Source organism: Prevotella sp. oral taxon 475 (assembly GCF_018127805.1).
GTDB lineage: Bacteria > Bacteroidota > Bacteroidia > Bacteroidales > Bacteroidaceae > Prevotella.
Genome location: NZ_CP072334.1, coordinates 2,378,008 through 2,403,014, shown reverse-complemented (window position 1 = coordinate 2,403,014; position 25,007 = coordinate 2,378,008). Strand labels below are relative to the sequence as shown.

General features: G+C 54.1%; 16 protein-coding genes. 9 read left to right on the top strand and 7 right to left on the bottom strand.

All coding sequences use genetic code 11. The features are described from left to right. Window positions 1–29 precede the first annotated feature (29 nt). The 9 genes from J5A66_RS09580 to J5A66_RS09540 all read left to right on the top strand — a co-directional run bounded on the left by J5A66_RS09580 (window position 30) and on the right by J5A66_RS09540 (window position 14,940). A complete protein-coding gene (locus J5A66_RS09580; RefSeq protein WP_211790375.1) occupies window positions 30–1,268 on the top strand; it encodes an ABC transporter permease in 1,239 nt (412 codons plus the stop codon). Between the two features lie 255 nt (window positions 1,269–1,523). After that, window positions 1,524–2,627, top strand: coding sequence for an efflux RND transporter periplasmic adaptor subunit (locus tag J5A66_RS09575; RefSeq protein WP_211790374.1), 1,104 nt, complete (start codon window positions 1,524–1,526; stop codon window positions 2,625–2,627). 79 nt (window positions 2,628–2,706) lie between these two features. Next, window positions 2,707–5,154: a prolyl oligopeptidase family serine peptidase gene (locus J5A66_RS09570; protein WP_211790373.1), complete on the top strand. Its 2,448-nt coding sequence runs from the start codon at window positions 2,707–2,709 to the stop codon at window positions 5,152–5,154. A 483-nt stretch (window positions 5,155–5,637) separates the two neighbouring features. Then, window positions 5,638–5,820 carry a hypothetical protein gene (locus J5A66_RS09565; protein WP_211790372.1) on the top strand — a complete coding sequence of 61 codons (183 nt, stop codon included), beginning with the start codon at window positions 5,638–5,640 and terminating at the stop codon, window positions 5,818–5,820. A gap of 16 nt (window positions 5,821–5,836) precedes the next feature. Then, window positions 5,837–7,537, top strand: coding sequence for a hypothetical protein (locus J5A66_RS09560; protein ID WP_211790371.1), 1,701 nt, complete (start codon window positions 5,837–5,839; stop codon window positions 7,535–7,537). Between the two features lie 707 nt (window positions 7,538–8,244). Beyond that, window positions 8,245–10,512, top strand: a complete 2,268-nt coding sequence (locus tag J5A66_RS09555; protein WP_249110052.1) for a TonB-dependent receptor domain-containing protein — start codon at window positions 8,245–8,247, stop codon at window positions 10,510–10,512. A 16-nt stretch (window positions 10,513–10,528) separates the two neighbouring features. Continuing rightward, window positions 10,529–11,968, top strand: a complete 1,440-nt coding sequence (locus tag J5A66_RS09550) for a hypothetical protein (protein WP_211790370.1) — start codon at window positions 10,529–10,531, stop codon at window positions 11,966–11,968. 305 nt (window positions 11,969–12,273) lie between these two features. Next, a complete protein-coding gene (locus J5A66_RS09545) occupies window positions 12,274–13,680 on the top strand; it encodes a hypothetical protein (protein WP_211790369.1) in 1,407 nt (468 codons plus the stop codon). A gap of 198 nt (window positions 13,681–13,878) precedes the next feature. Next, window positions 13,879–14,940 carry a DUF4876 domain-containing protein gene (locus tag J5A66_RS09540; protein WP_211790368.1) on the top strand — a complete coding sequence of 354 codons (1,062 nt, stop codon included), beginning with the start codon at window positions 13,879–13,881 and terminating at the stop codon, window positions 14,938–14,940. An 88-nt stretch (window positions 14,941–15,028) separates the two neighbouring features. Here the strand turns inward: J5A66_RS09540 and J5A66_RS09535 are convergent, their stop codons facing one another. From J5A66_RS09535 to J5A66_RS09505, 7 genes are all read right to left on the bottom strand, one after another. Then, entirely contained in the window at window positions 15,029–17,356 is a 2,328-nt protein-coding gene (locus J5A66_RS09535; RefSeq protein WP_211790367.1) for a C10 family peptidase, read from the bottom strand. A gap of 13 nt (window positions 17,357–17,369) precedes the next feature. After that, a complete protein-coding gene (locus tag J5A66_RS09530) occupies window positions 17,370–18,782 on the bottom strand; it encodes a leucine-rich repeat domain-containing protein (RefSeq protein WP_211790366.1) in 1,413 nt (470 codons plus the stop codon). Window positions 18,783–19,415: 633 nt separating this feature from the next. Then, on the bottom strand, window positions 19,416–20,027 hold the full coding sequence (locus J5A66_RS09525; RefSeq protein WP_211790365.1) for a porin family protein: 612 nt from the start codon (window positions 20,025–20,027) through the stop codon (window positions 19,416–19,418). A 68-nt stretch (window positions 20,028–20,095) separates the two neighbouring features. After that, on the bottom strand, window positions 20,096–21,124 hold the full coding sequence (gene gldN, locus J5A66_RS09520; RefSeq protein ID WP_211790364.1) for a gliding motility protein GldN: 1,029 nt from the start codon (window positions 21,122–21,124) through the stop codon (window positions 20,096–20,098). 97 nt (window positions 21,125–21,221) lie between these two features. Continuing rightward, on the bottom strand, window positions 21,222–22,775 hold the full coding sequence (gene gldM, locus J5A66_RS09515; RefSeq protein ID WP_211790363.1) for a gliding motility protein GldM: 1,554 nt from the start codon (window positions 22,773–22,775) through the stop codon (window positions 21,222–21,224). 11 nt (window positions 22,776–22,786) lie between these two features. After that, window positions 22,787–23,545, bottom strand: a complete 759-nt coding sequence (gldL, locus tag J5A66_RS09510; RefSeq protein WP_211790362.1) for a gliding motility protein GldL — start codon at window positions 23,543–23,545, stop codon at window positions 22,787–22,789. A 1-nt stretch (window position 23,546) separates the two neighbouring features. Then, window positions 23,547–25,004 carry an SUMF1/EgtB/PvdO family nonheme iron enzyme gene (locus J5A66_RS09505; RefSeq protein ID WP_211791502.1) on the bottom strand — a complete coding sequence of 486 codons (1,458 nt, stop codon included), beginning with the start codon at window positions 25,002–25,004 and terminating at the stop codon, window positions 23,547–23,549. Window positions 25,005–25,007: the final 3 nt, after the last annotated feature.

The following is a 25,007-nucleotide window of genomic DNA, read 5'->3' as shown; positions in this document are numbered from 1 at the left end:
ATTGAGAACAGACCATTGATCATTGACGGATGCTAACAGATCGCTACAAAGAGATTCTCGAAACGCTCTCGCGCAACAAGACGCGGAGTTTCCTCACCGGTTTCGGTGTGTTCTGGGGCGTGTTCATGCTCGTTTCGCTCATCGGCGGCGGAGAGGGACTGAGAGAAATTCTCTCGCGCAACTTCGAAGGATTTGCCAACAACGCAGCCATCATCTGGGCACAACCCACCACGAAGCCCTACGAGGGGCTGAGAAAGGGGCGCGCCTGGGCTATGACCAACAAAGATATCGAACGCCTGCGCCAGCAAGTGCCCAGTCTGGAAATCGTGACGGGCACTCTGAACGAATGGGGAAAGACAGCCGTGTGCGGCAAAGAAAAGACAACGTGCGTATTGAAAGGACTCGAACCGAACTACACCCGAGTGGAAACGCCCCAACTTTTCTACGGTCGTTACCTCAACGAGATGGACCTTCGACAGAGCCGCAAGGTGTGCGTCATCGGCAAGAAAGTGTATAAGTCCCTCTTTCCCGCGGGCGGTAACCCCTGCGGAAAGCGCATCCGCGTGGGTGAGATCTACTTCCAGGTGGTGGGTGTAGACTATGGTGGAGGCGAAATCAACATCAACGGTCGGGCCGAAGAGAGCGTCTGCGTACCCATCACCCTCATGCAGCGCGCTTATGCCAAAGGCGACAGTCTGCAAATGGCCTGCCTCACGGCACAACCCGGCGTGAAGGTGAGCACGCTCATCCCGCAGGCACGCGCTGTCATCGCTCGAAGCCATCGCATCGACCCCACCGACGAACGCGCCATCTCGTCCTTCAACATGGAAGTGCTCTTCTCGATGGTCGACAATCTCTTCCATGGCATCAATCTCCTGGCCTGGATGGTGGGCATCGGAACGCTGCTGGCCGGAGCCATTGGTGTGAGTAATATCATGATGGTGACGGTGAAAGAACGAACCACGGAGATAGGAATCCGCCGCGCCATCGGAGCTACGCCGCATCAGATTCTGGGGCAAATCATCTCGGAGAGCATCCTCCTCACGGCTGTGGCCGGGATGTCGGGTCTGTTGTTCTCCGTGGGTGTGCTTCAGTTGGCCGAGTTGGCCAGCATCACCGACGGCATCGTCACCGCCCATTTTCAGGTAGACTTCTGGACAGCCCTCGGTGCTACGGGAGCCTTGAGCCTGCTGGGTGTGTTGGCCGGACTGGCTCCCGCCCTGCGCGCCATGAACATTAAACCCATCGACGCCATGCGCGAGGAGTGAAAACGTCTCCCGTTCTGCCTCGAACGAGCGAAAAAATAAGCAATACGCCCACCCGTTTTGGGCAGAAAATGAGCCGAAATCGTCTTCGTACCCCTACGAAATGCAGAATGGCCGACCTAAATGCCTTTCGTACCCCTACGAAAACAAGAAAAGAAGAAAAACAGAGCGTCGTACCCCTACGAAACGCAAAATGGGCAGAAGAAAGCCCTTTCGTACCCCTACGACGCACTTTCCAGACATAAGAACAAACGTTTTATGAAAAAGAAAATCATCTTTGCAGGGCTCGTCGTCCTGCTCTTCGTGGGCACATTCTGGTTTCTATGGATGAAATCGCAGCCCCAGCCTGTGCAGTACACCGAGTTGGTGGCCTGCGTGAAAAACCTGCGTAAGACCACCGTCATCACCGGACGTATCGAACCTCGCAATGAAGTGAACGTCAAACCGCAAATCTCCGGCATCATCACCCACCTCCTCAAAGAGGCCGGAGAGACGGTGCAGGCCGGCGAGGTGATAGCCCGAGTGAAGGTGATTCCCGACATGGGACAACTCAGTGCGGCACAAGCCCGGGTGCGACTCGCCAGCGTCAACCTGCAACAGGCCCGAGTCGACCACGAACGCCAACGTCAGCTCTTCGATAAGGGGCTCGTCTCGGCCGACGAATACGATAAAATCCATCAAGCCTACCGACAGGCTCGGGAAGAGGCTGCCGCAGCCGAAGACAACCTCCAGGTGGTGCGCGACGGCGTGTCGAAGGCCAATGCCAAGGCCAGCTCTACCCTGATCCGATCGACCATCACCGGTGTCATCCTCGATATCCCCGTGAAGGTGGGCAATTCGGTCATCCTGAGCAATACCTTCAACGACGGAACCACCATCGCCAGTGTGGCCAACATGCACGATCTCATCTTCAAAGGCAACATCGACGAAACCGAGGTGGGACGTCTCCGTCCCGGCATGACGCTGCAAATCACCGTCGGGGCCCTGCAAAACCTCCGCTTCACGGCTCGGCTCGAATACATCTCGCCCAAAGCTGTAGAAAGCAACGGAGCCAATCAGTTTGAAATCAAAGCGGCAGTCCAGCCTCGTGAGGACGGACATATCCGCAGCGGCTACAGCGCCAATGCCGAAATCGTGCTCGCAGAGGCCCGGGGTGCACTCACCATTCCCGAGAGTGCCGTCGAATTCGTAGGCAAAGAGGCGTTCGTCTACGTGGCAAAGGGCACCGGAAAGACGCTGACCTACGAGCGGCGACGGGTGAGCCTGGGGCTGAGCGATGGTATCGACATCGAGATCAAAAGCGGACTGAAGGCTGGAGAAAAGGTTCGCGGTCCGAAGCAGACCGCCCCCTCTGCTTCTTAGTCTTCTTCTCCCCGTAACCAGACTACCCATCTACCTTATTTCATTCCTTCGTCAACACCCTTTTATCCTTTAACAAAAAATGAAAAAACAACTTCTCTTCGCCCTGGCCCTCACGATGACGGCTATGGTATCCGCCAAAGACATTCAGGTGAAAACGTTTCGCTATGCCGGTCCGTTCGACGTGCCACGGCCCGTACTGCTCGACAGCGTCGACGCACAACAAAGGCCCTTTACACCCAGTAGTCTGCTCGACACGCCGCTGCATCTCGACCTGGCTCAAGACGGGCAGCTCTTTTCCGGTGCGCTCACGCCCACCTCGCCCGCTCCCTGTGCCCTGCACCTGTTGCAGTTCTCGGTGCAGAATGGAGCCTATCGCCGGGTGAGCTTCTCGGTGAGAGGTCTGAAACACTTTCAGGTGTACGTCGACGGTAAACGTCTTCCCTCGCCCCACATCGCCCTCGCTCCGCAAACCCACCGCGTGGTGATTAAATATCTCTCGCAGAACGGACAGACGGATTCGCTCAAAATCGGCATTCTCGGTGCCGATGAGAGCTTTCGTGTGAGCACCGACAAGCGTCGCCTGCTCACCCTGACCGACATTCTGGACGGACGAAAGTGCACCCAAACGAGCTTGTCGGCCAACGGTCGCTACCTCATCGCCACCTATCACGAGGTGGCAGCAGGCGGCAGCTCCCGCACTCTGTGGCGGCTCTCCGACCTCAAAACGGGGCACCTCCTACGCGAGAGCACCGAACCGATGGCTTGGATTCCTAACACCAACCGTTACTGCATTACGCAACGGATGCCTAACGGGCGCGATCTCATCACCGCCGACCTGCACACCGGACGCGAGGAGACGCTGGCCCGCGGCATTCCCGATGGGGCCGTCACTCCTTCGCCACAGGCCGACTATCTTGTGCTGGCCACTTCACAAGAGGGGCCCAAGGAAGACCGCGACCTCTACGAGATTCTCTCGCCCGAAGACCGACAACCGAACTGGCGAAAACGCTCGGGCCTCTCGCTCTACAACCTGCAAACAGGACTCTGCCGCCCACTCACCTTCGGTTTTCACAACGTCGCCTTGCAAGACATCTCGCAAGACGGTCGCTACCTTCTCTTGATGACTACGCGCGAACGACTCACTCAGCGGCCCACCACCCTCTATTCGCTCTATCGGCTCGACGTGCGCACCATGCAAAGCGAGTGCCTCCTGCACGACGAAGGCTTTATCGCTTCGGCCGTCTTCTCGCCCGATGCCACCCGACTGCTGGTGAAAGGTGCACCCGAGGCTTTCGGTGGTATTGGGAAAAACGTGCCCGAAGGACGCATCCCCAATATGTTCGACTATCAGCTCTTCCTCGTAGACATCGGTACGAAAGCCGTCCGGGCTCTCACCCGAGACTTCGACCCCAGCATCGAAGACTTTTCTTGGAACGCCTTCGACCAGCATATCTACTTCACCGCGCTCGACAAAGATTGCCGCTCGCTCTTCCGGCTCGACCCCAAGAGTCTTCGGTTCCATCGGTTCGACGTGCCCGAGGATTACGTTTCGCAGGTGAGCTTTGCCCGCAACGCTCCTGTGGCAGCATGGGTGGGCGAGAGTGTTTCCAATTCTGACCGACTCTACACCTTGCAACTCGGTAACGGACGGTCTACGCTCGTAGAAGACCTCAGTCGTGAGAAGCTCCAAGATATAGACCTTGGTCGCTGCCAACCGTGGAACTTCCTCTCCTCGCGTGGCGACACCATCTACGGTCGTTGCTATCTGCCTCCCCATTTCGATGCCACGAAGAAATACCCTCTCGTCGTGAACTACTACGGCGGTTGTTCGCCCGTGAGTCGCCTTTTCGAAAGTCGTTATCCTCTGCACCTCTATGCGGCGCAAGGCTACGTTGTCTATCTGATCAACCCCAGCGGAGCCGCCGGTTTCGGACAGGAACATTCTTCTCGTCATGTCAACACTGCCGGGAAGGGAGTGGCCGACGACATCATCGAGGGCACCCAGGCCTTCCTCGCCGCCCATCCCTATGTCGATGCCCAACGCGTGGGGTGCATCGGAGCCTCCTATGGCGGATTCATGACCCAATATCTGCAAACCCAGACCCGCCTCTTCGCCGCCGCTGTGTCGCATGCCGGCATCAGCGATCACACCAGCTATTGGGGCGAGGGCTATTGGGGCTACTCCTATAGCGAGGTGTCGATGGCCAACAGTTATCCATGGACGCGCAAAGACCTTTATGTAGACCAAAGCCCGCTCTTCAACGCCGAGAAAATCCACACGCCGTTACTCTTCCTCCACGGCAATGCCGACACCAATGTGCCCATCGGCGAGAGCATTCAGATGTTCACCGCCTTAAAACTGCTGGGACGACCCACGGCCTTGGTGGTGGTGAACGGCGAAAACCATACCATCACCCATTATCAGAAGCGCATCAAATGGCAAGATACCATTTTCGCCTGGTTGGCCCGCTATCTGCAAGGCGACGGCTCGTGGTGGAATGCCCTTTATCCCGAGAAGCAATTGTAAGAAACCTCTCATCGGTTCGGGGCCATCCGCATGCCTCGAACCGATGAACGTTCTCTTCAAAGCCCACCCCTGCACAGAATTCCCCTTGCCGTATTTGGCCAATCTCTAAGAAAGTGCTACCTTTGTCGCCGTGAATAGCAATGCTACATATCGTATATATATAAAAGGTGTAAGGCCGGCGCAGAGAAAGTTGACTTTCGCTGCAAATTTGTTTGCCGATTGTTTGGTGCATCCAAATAATTTGCTAACACACACACACACACACACACACACACACACACACACACACACACACACACACACCATGCGCACCTATTGGTAGCGTAATACTTTTTCACTTTTTCCTACGCGCGCGCGAAACGAGTGCGTCCCCTATTAGCAAAGGGCTCTCCGGAGTTCCCTTTGCTTCTCTTTTCATGTCTGTTGGTCAAGGTACGGAAAGGAGAAATAAGAACAATTTTCATCAACTAAATATGAGAGATTATGAATAAACAAGAATTTAGAAAGCAAACCTATCTTGCACCCTGGTGCGAGGTGGTAGAGGTAGAGCAAACCAGTCTTATCTGCGGCAGCCCGAAAGTAAAGCCCAATGCGCCGGGCTTTAATGAAGATGAATGGGATAACGAACAAGACATCGACGATGGAGACGAAAATGAATTTGAATAAAAACAGCAGACCGAGAATGAAGAAGATAGTATTAGCCCTTCTGCTGACCGCAGGGGCACTTGCGTTCACCGCATGCAGTAAAGAGGATAACAACGAGAGCGGGCAGAAAATAACGATGCAAGCCGTACAGTTCCGTATGGCAGAAGAAGGATTCGGCACAGACATCGAAGTCACTCGCGCCGCCGCACAGCCCTCCCTTCCCGTCACAACAGAGCTGAGCGACTGCGAGGCAGAAACAACCGTAGAGAACGAACCGGCCGAGCAGTCTACACCCGCCACCCGTGGTGTGACCACTCCTACGCATTACACCATTCGTGTCTATAAAGGCGGAGTGATGCAGGGCGAGATGAAAGGCACCTTTACGGCCACCAGTTTTACGCCCGACGGAGGATCGCCCACCGAAATTCAATTGGCAAGGAATCAGACCTACGATTTCGTTTGCTTCAACGACCAAGTGGTGCCCGTTGGCGACAGACTTGAAGTGTCCTTGGCCAATGCTGCTACCGCCCGTATCGGCAGACAGCAAATCACCTTGGGCACTACCGACCAAACCGTCAGTCTATCCTCCAAGCATGTAGGCGTCCGCGTACGTACACGGCTCACCGTGAAGAAAGATATCCCCGCCCTTACGGCCACGATTAGTTCGGCGAGTCCCATCCCCCAAACCGTGTCTTACAATCCGGCCGATGGAAGCTACAGCGTGAAGACCAATGCCGCCATGACGGCCGAGGCAAACAGCTTCTCTGCCAGTACAGAAGCCAAGTACACAGCCTCCAACTACGGGCAGAACTACGCCTACACCTCCACGGCCGATTATCATTATTTCCTACCCAAGACCGATCTGGCAGCCCTGCAAGTAAACTTCACCGGTGGAACCCTCTTTAGAGAGACACTTAGCGGTTGGCTTCGGCCCACCAAGACCAGCAAAGAAGCAGATGCCAACGAAACCTATCTCGTCAAGGCAAAGATGAAGCCCACGTTTCTCTATTTGATGAGCGACGGCAGTCTTGGTACGCTGAAAGATACACCCTTTGGCGGCGTTGGCGGAACAAAAACGCCCATTGCTGTGATTATAGATAAAGTGGGGCACATGGCCGTGGCACTGAGAAATGCATATAGCAGTAATGGCTTTTGGGCAGACCCCTACTATGCCTATGCCGGATATCTGAATACAAATACACACAGCGTAGATATGGCTCATGCTGAGACGGCACTCACCACAGACGCCAAAAGCGGTATCGACGAGACCTGGGACGCCAACTATAGCACCGGCGTTGTAAGAGGCGACAAGGTGAAAGGACGAAATCCCGATTTTCCACCCTTTAAAACCTGCGTAGACTATGGCAGCGGCATCTCTTACAGCGGCTCGCCCGCACTGACGTGGTATCTGCCTTCGAGCAGTGATTTCCGGGTGTTATACGATAACCTGGGCTTTGGTGATAGAAGTGCTACCATTACTTCTATTATCGAGCATTATAAACCACAGGGCATAGCCTATGAATGGTATGGCAACCTGATGAGCGAAGCCTTTTCGGCTGTAGGAGGCGATGCCCTGGCAAGAAACGGTGCCTATGGACGATATTGGTCGAGCACCTTGTTCACGGCTACCAATCAAGCATCAGGAGGATGGATGATGACAACCCCCAAGTCCCTACGTTGGAGTTATTTTATATACCATAATAATGTCGGTCAAGCCCGTGCATTTGTTAAGTATTAATAAGCTTTGTCGATAAGGTATGTAAGGAGCCATTGAGGATAGATAGAAAGAGTGTCATCGGAGTCCTTATATAAGTTCTCCACAACTCCTTATATACATCCAAGAGGACTCCTTATATCAATCCAACACAAGTCCTTATATCAGTTCGAGAGAACTCCTTATATACATTCAAACGGACGGGGCGTAGAACCCAAAAGAGAAGATACAAACGCTGCTGTCCATAGCAACGACACATTCGTTTTTTAGTTGACGAGTTGGCAGGAAGGTCGCTTCCTTGTCAACTCGTCAACTTATGAACTCGTCAACTCATCACCTCGTTAACTCGTCAACTTATTAACTTGTCACCTCATCCCCTCTACCTACTTCGAGGGATGGCAGAATTTACCTACTTTAAGGTATTGCCTCGTTTGTCAAGAACATCGAACTTTGCACCGGAAAATCAATTCGCATGGATGCACCTGCATCTCAACCATCCTAACTAAAAAACAGAAATGCTGATATCGTGTAGAAAGTTGACGGGCACTGCGTGGAGCAGTAGCCCAAGACGAAGAAAGCTGTGGCTGCTGGCCTGTCTACTGAACATTGTCTTGTCGACGGCAGCTGTGCCCCGTCCGGCAAGCCATCCCTCCATCCTTTACAACAACATGCCGACCGTCGTCTGCAGCCCCCTCCCTTCTGTCAGCGTGGCCGATGGCGACGAGCGAGGAATGGTCTCGTTCGTCGTTCTGAGCGAAAGTACCCGCGAGCCCATCGTGGGGGCAGCCGTTCGTTGTGCCGAGGCAGTGAGCCCTGCGGCAACCGACGCCAGCGGACGGTGCACCCTCCAGTTGGCGCATCCCATGGCTCGCATCAAGGTAGAGGTGAGCTATGTGGGATTCAAGAAGATTTCGAGAACCGTGTCTGTTGTTCCGGGCAAGAGTGTGACGCTATTGTTGCAGGAAGATGCCAAGATGATAGACAACGTGGTGGTGACGGCGCAACGTCATCACACCAACCTTTTGCAGCAGTCGGCCGCCATCGGCTCGGACGTCCTGGAGAAAGGCGGAGCCACGTCGCTGGCCAAGCTGCTCGAGACCGTGCCCGGCGTCAGCTCTATCAGTACGGGCAACACCATTGCCAAGCCCGTGATTCAGGGCATGCACAGTAGTAGGATTCTGTTGATGAACAACGGTGTGCGTTTAGAAAGTCAGAGTTGGGGAGCCGACCATGCTCCCGAGTTGGATTATACCGGGTCGAGCATGGTCGAAGTAGTGAAAGGTGCCGAGTGCATCCGCTACGGTTTCGGGGCGATGGGTGGCGTGGTGCTGCTCAACGACGCTCCGTTGCCCTACGGCAACACGAAGCCACAACTGAAAGGCAACCTCAACTTAGGCTACGACACCAACGCCCGCGGCGGCAGTGGTAGCGGCAGTTTGGAGGCAGGCTACAGACAATGGGGATTGCGCCTGCATGGTATGTATACCAAGGGCGGCGATTATCGCACGGCCGACTATCTTCTCAATAACACCGGCTATAACACCATCTCTTTGTCGGCCCTGGCAGGCTGGCAAGGGCGGAAGCTCACGGTTACCCTTTTCTCCAGCCTCTACTATCAACGCAGCGGCATCTACTATGCCAGTAAGATTTCCGACCTCGATCAGCTCATTAAGCGTTTCGAATACGGTCGCCCCGACCCTGCCACCCTCCGACCCTTCTCCTACACCATCCGTCCGCCCTTCCAGCAGTCGCAGCACATCACGCTCAAGGGCGAACTAAAGTGGATGCTCAACCCGCTGCACGAGATCGATTTTACCCTGTCGTTTCAGGAGAACCTGCGGCAGGAGTTCGAAAATAGGAAGAAGACGCAATGGAGTTGGATTCCGATGCAAGACCTCATTCTCAAGACCTACAAGTTTGATGTGTTGTGGCATGCCAAGTGGCGGCTTTGGAACATGTCAACCGATGTGGGGTTGTCTAACACCTATCAAACCAACTACAACTACCCCGGAACCAAACAGCCCGCCTTCGTACCCAACTTCGCCGCCCTCTCCATGGGAGGCTATTTTCTGCACAAGGCACAATGGGGTCGGTTGCAATGTGCCCTAGGCATGCGGTACGATTTCCGCGTGATGTCGGTCAACGGCTACAGCAGTTTGAGCAGCTATACCTACTACGACGACTTCAAACTCTACAGCAACTTCACGACAAGCCTTGCAGCTCACTATCAGCTGAACGACAACTGGGATGTGCGGGCCAACATCGGTTGGTCGTGGCGTCCACCCGACATCAACGAGCTCTACGCCATCGGTCTGCAAGACGGATCTTACTGGGTGGTGGGCAACCGCCATCTCGCCAGCGAGCGCGGCTATAAGTCGGTTGTCGGCGCGCGCTATCGCAACACCTGGCTATCGGTAGAGCCCAGTGCGTTCTACCAGCGCATCAACAGCTATATCTACGATCACATCGGAACGGGCAAAGACCGATTCCACAATCATCCCAGCGGTAAATATCCCAAGTTTATCTACGACCAAGACGACGTGCGCCTCTATGGCGGCGACATCGAGGCCACACTGACACCTGTGAAGGGGCTCACCCTCGTGGGCAAGGGCGAGTGGATGTTTGCCCGCAACCTCACCCGGGGCGACTGGCTGCCCTTCATGCCCTCCGATCGCTACGGCCTCTCTGCCACCTACGCCCGCTCCCTGGGCATTGGCGAGAAATATCACGCATCGCTTTCGCTCTCGGGCATCTATGTAACGAAGCAGACGCGATTCGACCCCGACAAAGATCTCGTTTCCGATTCGCCCCCTGCCTACTTCCTGCTCAACGGCACAGCCGAGTTGGGCATCCGTCTGCCGCACAGCCGGCAGCTCAAGTTCATGCTCGTGGGCGAGAACGTGCTCAATCGACTGTACAAAGAATACACCGACCGATTCAGGTATTACGCCCACGAGCGTGGGGCCAACTTCTCACTGCGCACGCTCTTCAAATTCTAAACATCCCTCAACAGCAATGAAATCGATACACACCCTCTCTCTCTCCGCCCTTGTCTGCGCCGCCGTGTTGCTGGCCGGTTGCAGCAACGAGCAAGTGGACGACTTCTTCAAGAAGCTGATTAAAGCCCCTGCCGCCTCCATCGAGCGCGACGTGAAAGGACACGAACAAATCTATGCCGTGCATGCCATTCTGCGCATGGGGTTTAAGGGCGGAAGAATCGGTGTGGGCCCCGACGGCACCGACTCGCTCCTGGCCTACAACACCTACCACACCGTGGGCGACTCTACGCTCATTCCCATCCTTCAGGAAATAGACATCGCCAAGGACGACAACGGACAGATGACCGTCACCACCGAGCGCGACCACTTCGACGTCGTGGCCTCCGACGAGATTTTCTATGGTCTCGAACTCAAATACTACGACCAGAACGGGATGCTCATCAACCACCAATTCTCGGGCTATCCCTATAAGAAAGACAAAGATGGCGTGAGCGTGCCCGACGAAGACAACGCCACGCTTCTGGTTCACCAGCACTTCTTCGGCGTGGGCAACACCTCGCTCAACAAGGCCATGCCCGGCGGAGGCGAAGAGCGCGGTGTGCAGTTGGCCTACCCGCGAACGCTGAACGAACGGCCCACCTACTACGATCGCTACACCTTTAAGGAGAACGGTGGAGTGGGCGAGAGGGCTACGAAGTCGTCGATGTCGAACATCTACGCCCCCGACGGGTTCACTCTCGGGCAGAACCAAGTGCCCTATGATGTCGACCTGGCCTGGCGCGCCATCGAAACCTCGGGCAAGAGCGAGGCCACCCTGCCCTATACCGCTCCCGACGGTAAGACCTATCATCTCTACAAGGTGATCGACCTGATGCGCCTGAACGAGCTCACGCCCGAACTCTTCACCTACGAATACCGCGACACCGACCCCGTGGAGGAGGAGCTGGGGCGGCTCTTCGTAGAATCGTATAACGACGACTTTGTCGACCCCGATACCGACGCGCCCCGCCAACGCTACGGCGAGACCGTGGGACTGCTGCGGCAGAATCGCAGTCTGGAACCCGGTTCGCAAAAAGACCGGCTCGGGTTTAAAGGCGTGATGCAGTTCCGAAAGGCCAACCTCGCCTTCCAACTGCAAGTGAAGATCTGTCACATCATGAACAAGGGTCGCCAATATGCCGGTGCTTCCGAGAAGCCTGCCAAATACTGCAATCCCGCCAACAGCGAAAACGGATATATGTGGGACTTCAACCAGCTGCAACCCAGTTGGGACAGCTTCGACATCGACTACCCTCTGCCCGTACGCGTGATCGCCGATACGCGCGACGGAGAGCAGAAGTGTTGCCGCGACATCCAGCGATTCTATCCCAAGGCCAATGCCGCACAGCTGTGGCGGATGCTCTCCGCTCCGCAAGACTTCTTCTATCAGTATCGCCGCAATGTGGTGCTGATGTAAATCGGTGCGGGAGAGCATCTCCCGAGGCACGGGAAGTCATCTCCCGATAGGTGGGAAGTCATCTCCCGATGTCTCGGAGGGCATCTCCCACCGTCGTACCCCTACGAAGGCTCGAAAATAAGACCGACAGCTCTTCGTATCCCTACGAAAGCCCAAACGGCCGGCAGAACTCCTCTTCGTACCCCTACGAAGACCCGAAAATGAGCCCGACGGCCTTTCGTACCCCTACGAAAGGTCAAACGGAGGGCAGAGGTCCCCGTCGTACCCCTACGACGTTCTTTTAAGAAACGAAAATCCCTAACAATATGAATAAAATTCTGACGCCTATCCTCTCGCTCGCAGTGCTCGCCACGCTGTGCGCCTCGTGCGAGAACTTTCTCTTTGGCGACGTGCACGTAGACTACAACGACAATCCGCTTGAGGCCAAAGCCGTGGCCCATAGCGGGGCCGACCGCTATGTAGATAGTCTGAAAAAGGTGCGGGTGAACACTCCCCTGGCCAACCCCGACCCACAGGGGGCCTTCAACAACTGGGCCACATGTCTGATCATGTTCAAGGAGGGGCACTCGCACGGCGATGCGATGATGCACGGCAACTTCGTCTACCATAACGCGCCCTGGAAACAAGAGGAGTTTGTCATCGTTCACAACAACGCCGGCAAATGGCCTACCGTTGACGTTCAACGACAAAGCACCGTCACCTATCTCGAGCAGGCTGAAGGCAAACAAGGCCCCAACTATATCCGCCTCATCGGCGGACGGCTGAAACGTTGGGGGCTCTGCCTCTATTTCTTTGATAAAGACGGGCAGCTCCTCAACGATCGGATTCTCGAGCAATCCGACCAGTATCAAATCTTCTTCACCGTGAGCGACCTCGACGACCGGGGCCAACCTTACGACGTGACCGACTGCCGCGGCACCTGGCATCCTGCCAAAGACCGATACGGCGAGTGGAAGAAGGGTGGCACCATCGATCACACGCCCGTGCGCTCGCCTTTCTTCGAGGGGAAGACCTCGTGGAAGCAACGGGCCGAGGCTACCCCGAAGATCTTCGAATATACCTACCGCGACACCTGGATTCACGATGCAATGGGCGACGGTGCCCGCGAACTCTTCAATCAACGACTCCTGCCGCCGCTCTCGCGCAGCGATGCCGACTGGGCCGTGGCTCCCTACGACCAAGACCGCGTGGGACTGAAAGGTCATTTCAATTTCGATATCGATGCCGACGAGAATGATGCCCTCCACTCCGATTGGCCCTTGGAGATTACTCACCGCACCGACCCCACGACTGGTCGCGGTGGTCGTTACACCCGTCCCTCTTATCTTCTGCCTCGGTTCTATCTCTCGGTGCGTGTGATGAAATGCCCCAAGGGCAAGAAGGCTCTCATCCCCCGCGACGAGTATCTACGCCGGCATTCTACCTACGAGTTCATCAGTAAGCTGATCTGCGCCGAGGCCTACAACCCCGACGAGGCTAAAGACTATGGTGCCGACTCGCAATGGCAAGAGGTGCTGCGCTTCAATATTCCGATCAAAATCTTTTGCAGTAGCTTTGATACCGACCCAACGGCCATCGATCCCAACGATCCTTATTACTATTATCTCGGTCTTGAAATAGGACTCTCTTCCCAAGAGGCACTCGAGGCTTCGCAAAACCTCCGCACGCATGGCATCGGCGGAGGCTCGGGATTCGGCAATTGGTTTCTTTAGGAGTAGGAAAGGAGGAAAGGAGTAAGGAGTAAAGTAGTAAGGAGGTAAGGGAGTAGGGAGGTAAAGAAGTAAAGAAAGGTTTGCCTTCGCTCCGCCCTCAATTCTCTCCTCCCCCTTTTACTCCTTATTCCCTTACCTCCTTACTCCTTTACTCCTTGACCTCCTTACTCCTCACCACTTATTCCTAACAACAAAGAAATGAAACATTCCCTTCTCTTCGCCGCGCTCGTGCTCCTGGCGGGCTGCGTGCGCAACGAACTACCCGTGAAACAATCCAACTCGAGAAGCCGGGTAGACCATCTCATCATCAAAGAAGTGTTCTACGTAGGGCATTACTGGGTGCGCGACCTCTCCGCTTGGGGATGGAAGAACACCAACCAAATGTATACCGACGACCAGTATATCGTGATTTATAACCCCACCGACGAAGTGAAATATCTCGACGGACTGGCTCTCTGCACCAATGCTATCGACCCCACGCAGGCTGTCACTTTCGCTCCGAAAGACGACTTCGTGAACCGATACTACGGTGCCTCGGGCATCTCCTACTTCCCCGGATCGGGAACGGAACATCCTGTTCAACCCCGACAATCGATCGTGGTAGCCAAATACGCCATCGACCACAAAGCACAGTACGAGAAAGAACTCGAGGGCGAAGATCTCTCGCTATATAAAGGACTCGATGCCTTTCTCGACCTTTCGAAGGCCGACTTCGAATGGACCAACATCCAATATGACCCTGGACACAAAAACAATCCCAACGTGCCCGACCTCCACGCTATCCTCGAAGAGAAAGAGAACGGCGGGAAGGTGACTCCCGCTTTCGACTTCGGTGGGCTCTCCGAACATGCCGGTCTGGCACTGATTCGACTGCCCTGGACGCCCGACGACTTCAAAGCACATTATCCCGACACCAAAGAACGACGAGGCTACCGACACTACATCACCGTCACCAGCAGTGCCTTCGGCGATCTCTATGCCATCGAAGTGCCCTTTAGTCACGTCATCGACTGCATCACCATCTGTCCTCGCAGTAGGTTCCAGATGCGCCCTTGTAAGCTCGATAAAGGCCACAACGCCATCTCTGACGCTTCGATCTCGAGCATGAAGCAGAGCGAATATCCCAAATACTCGGGTTTGGCTCTTACCCGTAAGTGGGATGGGCGCAAATTCGTAGACGACAACAACACCACAGCCGACTTCGAAGTGAAAATCTCCGCTCTCGCTCGGAAAGATGCTAAGGGCAATCCTATCAAATAACTCCTCACAGCTTCTTCCAATGCAAACGCCATCTGCCGCCCCGACGGGGCCAAGCAGATGGCGTTTGCTATTGAAAGAGGGAGTTGCGTCAGTTGCAATACTTGCGCCCCCGGATGATGTAAATGCCGCGGGGCAGCGTGTGCAACAGTTGATCAATGTCTGAAGGCTTGATGCTGGCCACCCGTTCGCCCCGTAGGTTGAAGACGGGCAACGGCTGTTCGCCGTCAAGAACATCGGGCGTAGAGATGCCATTGGTGCCGGACGTCGTGTAGATTTTAGAATAGAGCTCGCCGGTGGCTTGATCTTCGGAGAGATAATGGAGGATGAGGAAATAGCGTTCGCCCTCTTCCAATCCGTCGAACTCGAAGTCTACACCCGCAGTGGCTTTGACATTCAGCGTCAGTTCCTGGCTCTTCGTCTGCTGACCGTAGCCATATTCGCCCACCACCTTGTAGAGTTTGGCCACAATGGGATCGGCATAAGTCTCTGTTCCCTTGTTGGTCACGTCGACATGGCAGCGCAAAGCATTGTCGTTCAGTACGAGGGTGGTGGCATTGGCATTGGTAACGGTGGCCTTCAGTTCCAGTTGGGCAGGCTTACCGGCTGTGATGGTTACCTCCTTCGAGGCCAAAAGTCGCCGACCCGTCGAAGTCTGACAGACGCGAATGCGATAAACACCGGCCTGCGAAGGTGTGAAATGTAGCGACACCTCGCCCGTCTGACCCGGGTCGATGCTGGATCCTGTGCCCGAAACCACCTTTCCATTGACGAAGAGATAGAGTTCGGGATTGTTGGCCCGTCCCTCATTGCTGACGCTAAGCCGAACTTCTACCGGGCGGTTGACCCGCAACTTGCCGTGAAAAGTCAAGTCGTTCACCTTGATCTTGTCAGACTCGTCGTTGTGCAGCTTGATGTTCAGGCGCAGCCCCTTCACCTCCAGTTCGACAAAATGGAGGTCGGCGTCGATGCAAGGCCTCCATTCGGTTTCGCCTTTTAGTCGACATACGGGCACGAGTCGGTAGGTTCCGTCGGTCAGATTCGCCCCAAAAGAGAGGTCGCTGTTGGTCGACACACGATATTCAGGCTTGAGGTTATTGATGGCGGCAGCAGAAAATGTTTGCAATTGAGTCTCGTCTCGATACAGAGCCCAGTTGAGTTCGAAACTCTGCATCTCTGCGGTGAGATTGTAGGTGTAAAGCCCTAAGTTGGTGATGTTGAAGTTGTCGGATGCTTTTTTGCGCGTGTCGAAAGTCTGATAGAGCCACACTTCCGAGGCCGTCAGTCGGTTATCGGGCGTTTCCTTTTCAAGGGTCACGGGCGTGGTGCTGAGCCCCAGTAATGCCGTTTGCGAGAGTGTGTAGCCGTCTTCTCCGCTACTGCTGCCCGCTCCCTGGTCGGAAGGGTTGAGAATGGAGAGTTTGAAGTAGCCATCCGACTGTCCTCCCCATCCCCAATTGATGTGGAAATAGCCATTTCCGTCGTATCCATCGCAAACGAAAGCATGCGCTCCGCTCACCTTTCCGCCTGTGTAGAGCACGGGCCGACGAGCTTCCAATTCGTTGTAGATGAGCTTTTCCCAGGCCACCAGCGTGTAGTCCGAGCGCGAAACCTCACGTGTGCCTTTGGCAAAGCCGAAGTATTTGGAAAACACCTCTTCGTTGACGTAAGCCCCGGAGCCATCGATATTGTAGTCCATCTTCATCGCCTGTCCGCAGTAAAGCATCAGTTTGGCCACTTCATCGGCACTTTCGCCCGTGGCATCCTCCTCGTAGACGGGGCGCATCTTGGTCCAATCGAACGTCGTGGCAGGCAGTTGAGGCATGGGCAGCCGCTTGGTGCTGGTGATGTAGGACGGAATGGCTGTGGTAGAGGCTGTCGGACAGCGATGATAATACAGCAACTGCGCTGTCGCCGTGGCCACACAGCCGGTGTAAGTAGCCGTATGACCCACCTTCGGAGTCTTTAGATTGTAGGGTTTGCCCTGGTCCCAGCGGGTGGAAACCAACGGTTCGATGCGCGCTCGGGCCGGATTCGTTTGCGTAACGGTGCGCGTAGCCGGAGCGATCGGCAAGCGATCCATCTGCTCATCGTAGCAAGCCAGCCACCATTGCAGGTCGGCAGGAAGATGGGCGGCATCGAAACGTCCCGTTGTGGCATAACCCAGGATTTGCTCCATGCGGTCGTCTGTGCTCACAACGATAAACCCGTTGCGCCGACCTACGTTGAAGACATAACACGACCTACTGTCGTATCTCACCTGTTTCACCTCTCTTGCGTCGATGGCAGCCCGCGTGTCTTCCCGCAATCCCTTAAGAAACTGTACGACCATGTGCTGCGCTTTCGTCGGTGTGATGTGCTTTGCAAAAAGCCCATGCCCAACGGCGAAGAAGAGAAAGAAAAGAAGAAGTCTGTTCATTTCCCGACGGTTGTTATTTCATCACTTTCTTTCCGTTCACGATATAGGTGCCGGCGGGAAGCAAAGGCAACATTTCGGCTTCGCCCAGACGCACGCCTTGCAGTGTGTAGATGCCTTGTGGGGCGTCGGTAGCTTGTTGTGTTTGTGCAGAAGTCTCCACTTTGTCGAGACCCGAGGTGACAGAAGCAAAGCTCGGGGCCTTCCAGTTCGCCGTGGTTTGATACTGTGCGATGCTGCCGGCAGGCACAAACAGAGCTTTGCCATTGGGCGTTTTCATGAACACGTTGCCCGTCTGTATAGGCGGAACCGGAGCATAGCAGGTGACTTTGGAGAGCTTCGAGCAATTGCCAAAGCCGTTCAAGCCAATGCTCTCCAGACTGGCGGGCAACACAACGGTCTCCAATGCCGTGCAATAGTGGAAGGCATAGTTTCTCAATTTCGTCACTCCTTCGGGTACAACCACCTCTTTGAGGGCCTTACAGAACTTGAATGCCTTGATACTAACCTCGGTAATGCCCTTTCGAAGCACGACGTTGGTCAGCGACGAACACCCTTCGAAGGCCGAAGCCCCCAGCGTTTGCAATCCTTCGGGCGTCTCTACTGACGTCAAAGCCTTGCAGCCGAGGAACGACTGACTGTCGATGACTTTCAAACCTGCCGGGAAATCGATGCTTTTCAGCGAGCTACAGTTGTAAAACGCCGACTGTCCGATGCTTGTCATGCCGGCATGAAGCTGAACTTGGGTCAGCGACGAGCACTCGTTAAAGGCGTTATCCTTCAGTTCGGTCACCTTTTCGGGAACTGTGAACGTCTTCAACTCGGTGCAACCTTTAAACACATAACTGCCCATCGACTCTACCGAGGCGGGCAGTGTAATGCTCTGCAAGTCTGAACAGCTGTTGAACGCACTCTCGCCCAAGCGCGTAAGTCCCTCCTTGAGCTGCACATTCTTAAGCTTAGAGCAATAAACGAAGGCTTTATCGGGTATCTCCCGGAGCGTAGACGGCAGCGAAACACCCACCAAGGCATGACATGCCTCAAACGCACTCTCGCCCATCGTCTCAGTTCCCTCGGGCACAACGATGGCTTGCAGGCCGTTACACCCATAGAAAGCTTCCTTAGCAATGGTGCGGAGTGTAGAGGGGAAGATGATATGATGTAGCGGTGTCTCGGCAAAAGCCCGTTCGCCGATGCCTACGATGCCTTCTTCGAGCACCACTCGACCGTCTGTGGGGATGAGTTCGGCCGGCCATTTCACCACGATATGGTTCTCTATCTTCACGCCATATGGGATAGGCGTGGGGGCTTCCTGAATGGTGGAAGGGAATTTTCCTACGATGCGCGTTGTGCTCTGTTGGGAAGCAGAAGCGGAAAGGCTGGCTGTCGAAGCAGCGGCAAACAGAATTGCTTGTAAAATTTTTCTCATATTGATTGGTTTTTTAAAAGATTCGACGCCTCGCTCAGGAATAAATCTAAACGCCTTGCAGTCTTGTTGCGACTGCAAGAACAGCGAGTTATTACCGTCATCGGGTGCGACTTCAATCTTGTTTCTTTAAAAATGTGCTGCAAATTTACAACAACTCTCTCAACAAGACAATACCTACATTTTATGATTCGCAACCATCGCTTTTGCAAAAGCTAAGAAAATGCAATGCAAAAGCTAAGAGATGGGAGTGCAAAAGCTAAGAAAACGCATTGCGAAAGCTTAGCTTTTGAGGAGGAAGGGGAAAAGTAGTCAGTAGTAAGGAGGGAAGTAGTAAGTAGTAAGGGGGAAGTAGTAGGTAGTAAGGAGGTGAGAAGTAAGGAGTAAAGAGAGAAGTAGTAGGGGGAAGAGGAGAAGTAATAAGGGGGAAGGAGGGAAGTCGTATGGAAGGAGGGAGAGACTTTTGAACATTCGCCGCTTGTTGATGGGCTCACCAAAAGACGATGCTCTTCATTCGACAAAAGACCAACTTCCTTGTCAATTCGTTTGCTTATGCATTCGTCAATTGACGGAAAAGATCCTCTACCCCCTTTTAGTGAAGGGGGTAGAGGATCCAAAAACTCGTCAACTTCAAACTTAGAAGAAGTAGGCGAGGGCTAATTGCCAGGCGTTGTTGTGGCTATCGAAGCGGAAGGTGCCGCTGTCCATGGTCACTTCGCCGGTTTTTCCGCAAGCGATATTATAATGGATGGAGAGTTGCAACTGAGAGAGAACGGTGGCACCGGCACCGGCATTGACGCTGAAGTTGGAGGTTTTCAGTCGCCATTCGGCGGCGCGGTTGATGATGCTCTTCGTCTTATCGCCTACGTTAAAGCTGACCTGCGGACCGGCAAAGAAGAAAATGTTGGTCGAACGACCCAGTCCGATGCTGTATCGGGTGTTGAGGGGAAAGCTCACCTGTTGTTGTTTCACGACGGAATGGGCTTTGATGGCGGTCTCGGTGAGGCGGGCTTCGCGCTGTTCGTAAAGAGCCGATACGTCAAAGCCAAGGCCAATGCCGGGGAAAGAGACTTTGAGGGTAGGACCAATGAAGTAACCCAGGCGGTTGTCGGCCTTGAAGATGTCGCCGCTAACGCGCACATCCGAGACGCTGAGGCCTCCTTTTACGCCAAGTTTCACTTGTGCCTGAGCACTGATTGTCAACATCATCACTGCGACTAAGAGAGCCGCACGAATCATTTTTTTCATACCATTTCGAGTTTTTATTCTACCAATACAAAGCGTTGAACAGTTGTTCAGTGCTTTGTCTACGAGGATTAATGACGCTCGCGACGTACGCTTACACGCGGTGAGGCGGATGTCGACGGGGCAGACGGGGTCTTGGTGCGGCGCGTAGTGACGGTGGCGGTGGTGCGACGGGTGGTGCGTGGCGTTTTCTTGGCTTTCTTTACCGGGGGCGTTTTGGCGATACTGTCGAGCGAATCTTTACGCACCTTATCGCCCCAGATGTTCTTTTCAAAGGCGGCAATCTCGCTTTCGATGCGCTTTTGTTCGCGGGTAAGGGCCGAATCGGTTTTGCAATACTGCGCCAACGTTTGGCCCAGCATGTTATTGGTTTTATAAATCTTTCCCCGATACTTGTTCATTGTAAAGAAGTCGGCCAGCGTCATCGTGGCAGCATTATTGAGATGGCTCGTCATGAGGGTTTGTTTGGAGAGGAAGGGGACGAGATCTTCGTACTTTACCCAAAAGAGAGGATAGGTCGTTGTGCCGTCTCCAAAATCGTCTTGTCGCTTCATGATGGGGCAGAGAGCCAAGACTTGGGTGTGGAAAGTAGCGGTGGTCTGGTCGTAGTAGGTGCTCTCTTTGAGGTAGTAGGCAGTGACTTCGCGCGAGGGGATGTCGCTGTTGTCGATGCGCACGCGACCGTCTTTGCGCTCGTAATAGATGTGATAGTTGTCCAAAAAAGCCTTGGGCTTGACGCGAGCAGAGTCTTCAAAACTTTCGTTTCCGTCCAACCGATATTCGTATACGGGTATCTGGCCGGTCATCATCAGTTTGAAGAGATAGGTAAAGAGGTTCATTTGCTTGCCAATAGGCTCTACGGGGTGATACAATCCGGCGTTGGCGGCATCGTTGAGGTCGAGCTCGCGATAGATGTCGCGCCGCCAAACCACGTCTTCACTCATCTTGTTTTCGGTCGGAAAAGACAGACGTGCCCGCAGCGTCACCTGGTCTTTGGCTGTCGTTTGTGCGGCTTGCTGCGCCTGTCGCCTTGCTTTGGGCTGGGCGGACAGCGAGCTGACACTGCATGCTATGAGAAATATAAATAGATATCGAAGCATAATGGGTTGAGATTCTGAATGTTCTTATTTCTTCATTTCTTTCAGACGGAACATCAACCGGGCTCTATCTCCCGGCGTTTCCGTCGTCTTTCTTGTTTTATCTAACGATGATCTCCATGGCCTGCGGCAGTTTTCGGGTGATCCCATCGGGGCCTATGGCGGTGACGTTGCTGATGTAGAAGCGTCGGCTTCGGGAGAGTTTGCGGAACGCTTCGCGCTGTTTCTCCGAGAATTGACTGCCCGAAGAGGCCATCGGAACAGCGTTTCCCATGTTGTCGAAGAACACTGTTTCGAAGCCAATCACCCGGAATTGTATGTCGAGAATGCCGTCGTCGATGGCCGCCTGGATGCCGGTTGCCCCCATGAGCGAGGCCTTTGGTAGGGCTCCTCCTTTGAATCGGTCGGTGCCCAGACCGATATAAGCTGTCGGATCGGGCAGCTTTCGCACATGAAACACAGCCTGTCCCAACGAGCGTGTCTTGCCTTTGTCGTTGGCCGAGATGCTGAACGTGACGTCTTTTCCTACCGCTGCGGGCACTGCTATGTAGCGTCCGTTGCCTTTATGGGTGAGCGTTCCGCCTGTCATCGACATTCGAATAGCGTTCTGTGGAATGCCCGATACGCTCACACTCATCGGGTTTGAATAGCCGGCATATAAGACATTCATCAAGTCGGCAGCAACGGTTGCCGCCGTAGGCATGGCTACTACTTCGTATTTTTGCAAGAAGTTGCGGCGCAATACCTCGCCCGACCCATTGCGCATGGTGATATATCCGCTGAAAGAATGCTCGCCAATGCCGCCTGCAGTGAAAGCATATCGACCGCCGCGAAGCGTTACACGCTTGCCGTTGATATAGATGTCGGGCTGTTGCGTGGTGTCTACGGCCGCCATAACGATGCCGGCCGAGAACGTTTCGCCGGGATAAAGTGTGGTTTTCTCGGGGATAACGAATGCGTCGAGCTTGTTCACTCGGATGTCTTTCAGGTCGATATTGGCCACCAACGTGTGGAGAACCTCGCCCTCGGCATAGCGAATGTCGCTCTGCAACTTAGAAAGCAGCGTGACAGCAGCCGACACTGGCATGCTCTCAAACATGTATTCTTGCCAGTTTTTGCCCATCTGTCGCGCTTTAGGAACGGCCGTCGAGAGATTCTGAGCAATGATTTCACGCTGTGAAGGGTCTGTCACCATCCGCAGAATGTAGTCGCGATAGGTATTGATCGCTTTGAAAAGCCGCTGCCCTTGTCCTGAAACGGGGGCCAACATCACCCTACTGGCTGCCTCGAGATTCTCCTTATTCACGATGTTACGCACGTCTCCATCTTGTCCATCGGCCTCTTTGACAATCTGTTCTTTCAGTCTTTGTGCCAAGTTATAGAGCGAATCGCTGGCCGCCTTTACGCCTTCGGCCTTATCGAACCAAGCTTTCACCTTGTCGGGATTGGTCTTCAATTTGTCGCCCAACCGCTGATACAGAGCTGCATTCTCTTTCATCGAGCCCGAAATGGTGCGATTCAGGCTATCTTCCACCACCGAAAAACCCTCCAACACCTCAGTAGAGACGTTGAGAGCCAGCATTGCCATCAACACGATATACATCAGGTTGATCATCTTTTGGCGTGGAGATATGGGCCGTTTCTTGATTGCCATCGGTGCAACGGTTAAGGATTCTGCATCTTCATGTTCACAGTCATCGCCTCGATCATGCGGGCATAGATGGCGTTGAGTTGCTCTATCTGCTGCGCCATACGTCGACTTTGATCGTTAATCTGGTCGATAGTGCCTATCTGTTGACTGGCTCCCTTCAACTGCATCTCGTAAACCTTGGTAATACCGGTGAGTGTTCGGTTGAGGTTTTCCATCTCTTCACTGTCTCGAGTGAGGCGTGCGCTCTGTTCACTTACCTTCTCCAGTGTCTCGGTCAATCTGTTCAGCTCGTCGATATAACGACTGGTGGCCTCGGCCACTTCGACATCTGATGATGGAGAAGAAGAAAGAATGCCCTCCGAAGGCTTGGCATCCGCTTGTTGCAAAGAGGTTGAACTCGTTGCGACAGCATCTGTTTTTATTGTGTTCTGCCCTGTGGTCGACATCGCAGAAGTCTCTCTCTGCACGGCATGGGCTACCGCCTCGACACCCGTGAGATATTCTTCCGTTACGTGCGAAGGCAGTTCCAGTCCGTCGGCCGTTTTGTCAAAAGGTCGGTCGAAAGCTGAAAGGAAGAACACAATCACCTCTGTTCCCATGCCCAAATACAACATCAGGTTGGCTCCGGGCAGATGAGTGAGTTTGAATAAGGCCCCGAGAATCACGACCGATGCTCCCCAACTGTAACCGTAATTCAGAAAGGTTTGCCCCGGAACGCTGTCCATCCATTTCTGCAAACGATAGACAAAATTATATTTACTGTATGCCGTCATCTTATTTTTTGTTCTTTTTAGGTTTGCCGGTAGCCGTTGTTGCCAAACTGCGCACACAGCGGAAGCCGATATATGCTCGGGGTTGGTTTTGGTATTCCCAAGTTCTCCACGCGCTGCGGATATACGATTCGGGATCTTTCCACGAGCCGCCGCGCACGCTTTTCTTCTTTAATCGATAGGGATCTTCCTTTGCAGCCTTATAGTCGAGTTGCGGATTGAGGTCGTTCATAGCAGCAACGCCCGACTCGGTGAATACCGTACTCGTCCATTCTGCCACGTTTCCGGCCATGTCATACAAACCGTTCGAATTGCTTTGATAGGCTCCCACCTTACTCGTTATCAAGTTTCCGTCCTGCGTATAGTCGCCCCGGTCGGGTTTGAAGTTGGCATAAAAGCAGCCCTCGCCGTTCTTTACGTTGGGGTTTTCCCAAGGAAACTCCGCGCCGCCTTTGCCCCGTGCGGCATATTCCCATTCGGCTTCGGTGGGCAAACGATAGCGTTGCACAAACCGAGCAACGGGCCCCAGGCCTTTCAAGAGATAGTCTGTGCGCCATGCACAGAAAGCATTGGCCTGCTCCCACGTAACGCCCACCACGGGATAATCGTTGTAAGCAGGATTACTAAAGTAGTTGCGAAGATACACTTCGTTGTCCGAATTGGCAAAATCGTTCACCCAACACGTCGTGTCGGGATAGACATTCACGATGTAAGTATTGAGAAAGTCCCACGCGCCGCTTAGCGGTCGGTTGATGGTTTGGCTCACAATGTTGCCATTATCGTCGACATAGGCCGTGTCTTTCGAAATCATCACCACCTCATTAGGGTTCACCGACACGTCGGTATTGAGGTTCCGCTCCTGCGGAAGGATGCGGTTGCGTCGCAGCGCGGCCGTAGTATAATCGTAGATTTCGTAACGATAGTTCAGCTGTCGATAGTCCAAGAGTTTCTCGCCCGTCACAGGATTAGTGACATACAGACTCTCGATGGCGCGTTGTTCATCTTCGTTGGGTTTGCGTGGCAGAGGTTTTTTCCAGTTCACCTGCGGTTGAATGGGATTGCCATCTTTGTCTTCGGTAATCATATAGGTCTCGTCTCCGCCGTAGGCCGGGTCTGCCAAGCGAGTGCGAAGGATGCTATCGCGCACCCACATCACGAATTGCTTGTACTTCGAGTTGGTTACCTCGGTTTCGTCCATCCAGAATCCGTCTACCGAGATATCTTTCACCGGCGTATCTTTTCCCCAAAGACTGTCGCTCTTTTCCAAGCCCATCTTCAGGTAACCGCGTCCAATGCGGGTCATTCCGTAGGGTGTTGGCTCGGCAAAACTCTTGCTTCCGCCTACGCCCACCACCTCTCCGCCGCGCCCGGAGGTCGATATCGACTTACCGCCAAAGCAGCCCGCGAGCAACAACGACAGGCCCAACAGGCAACCGGCAGCGATCGTTCTGCTATTGTTCATCAT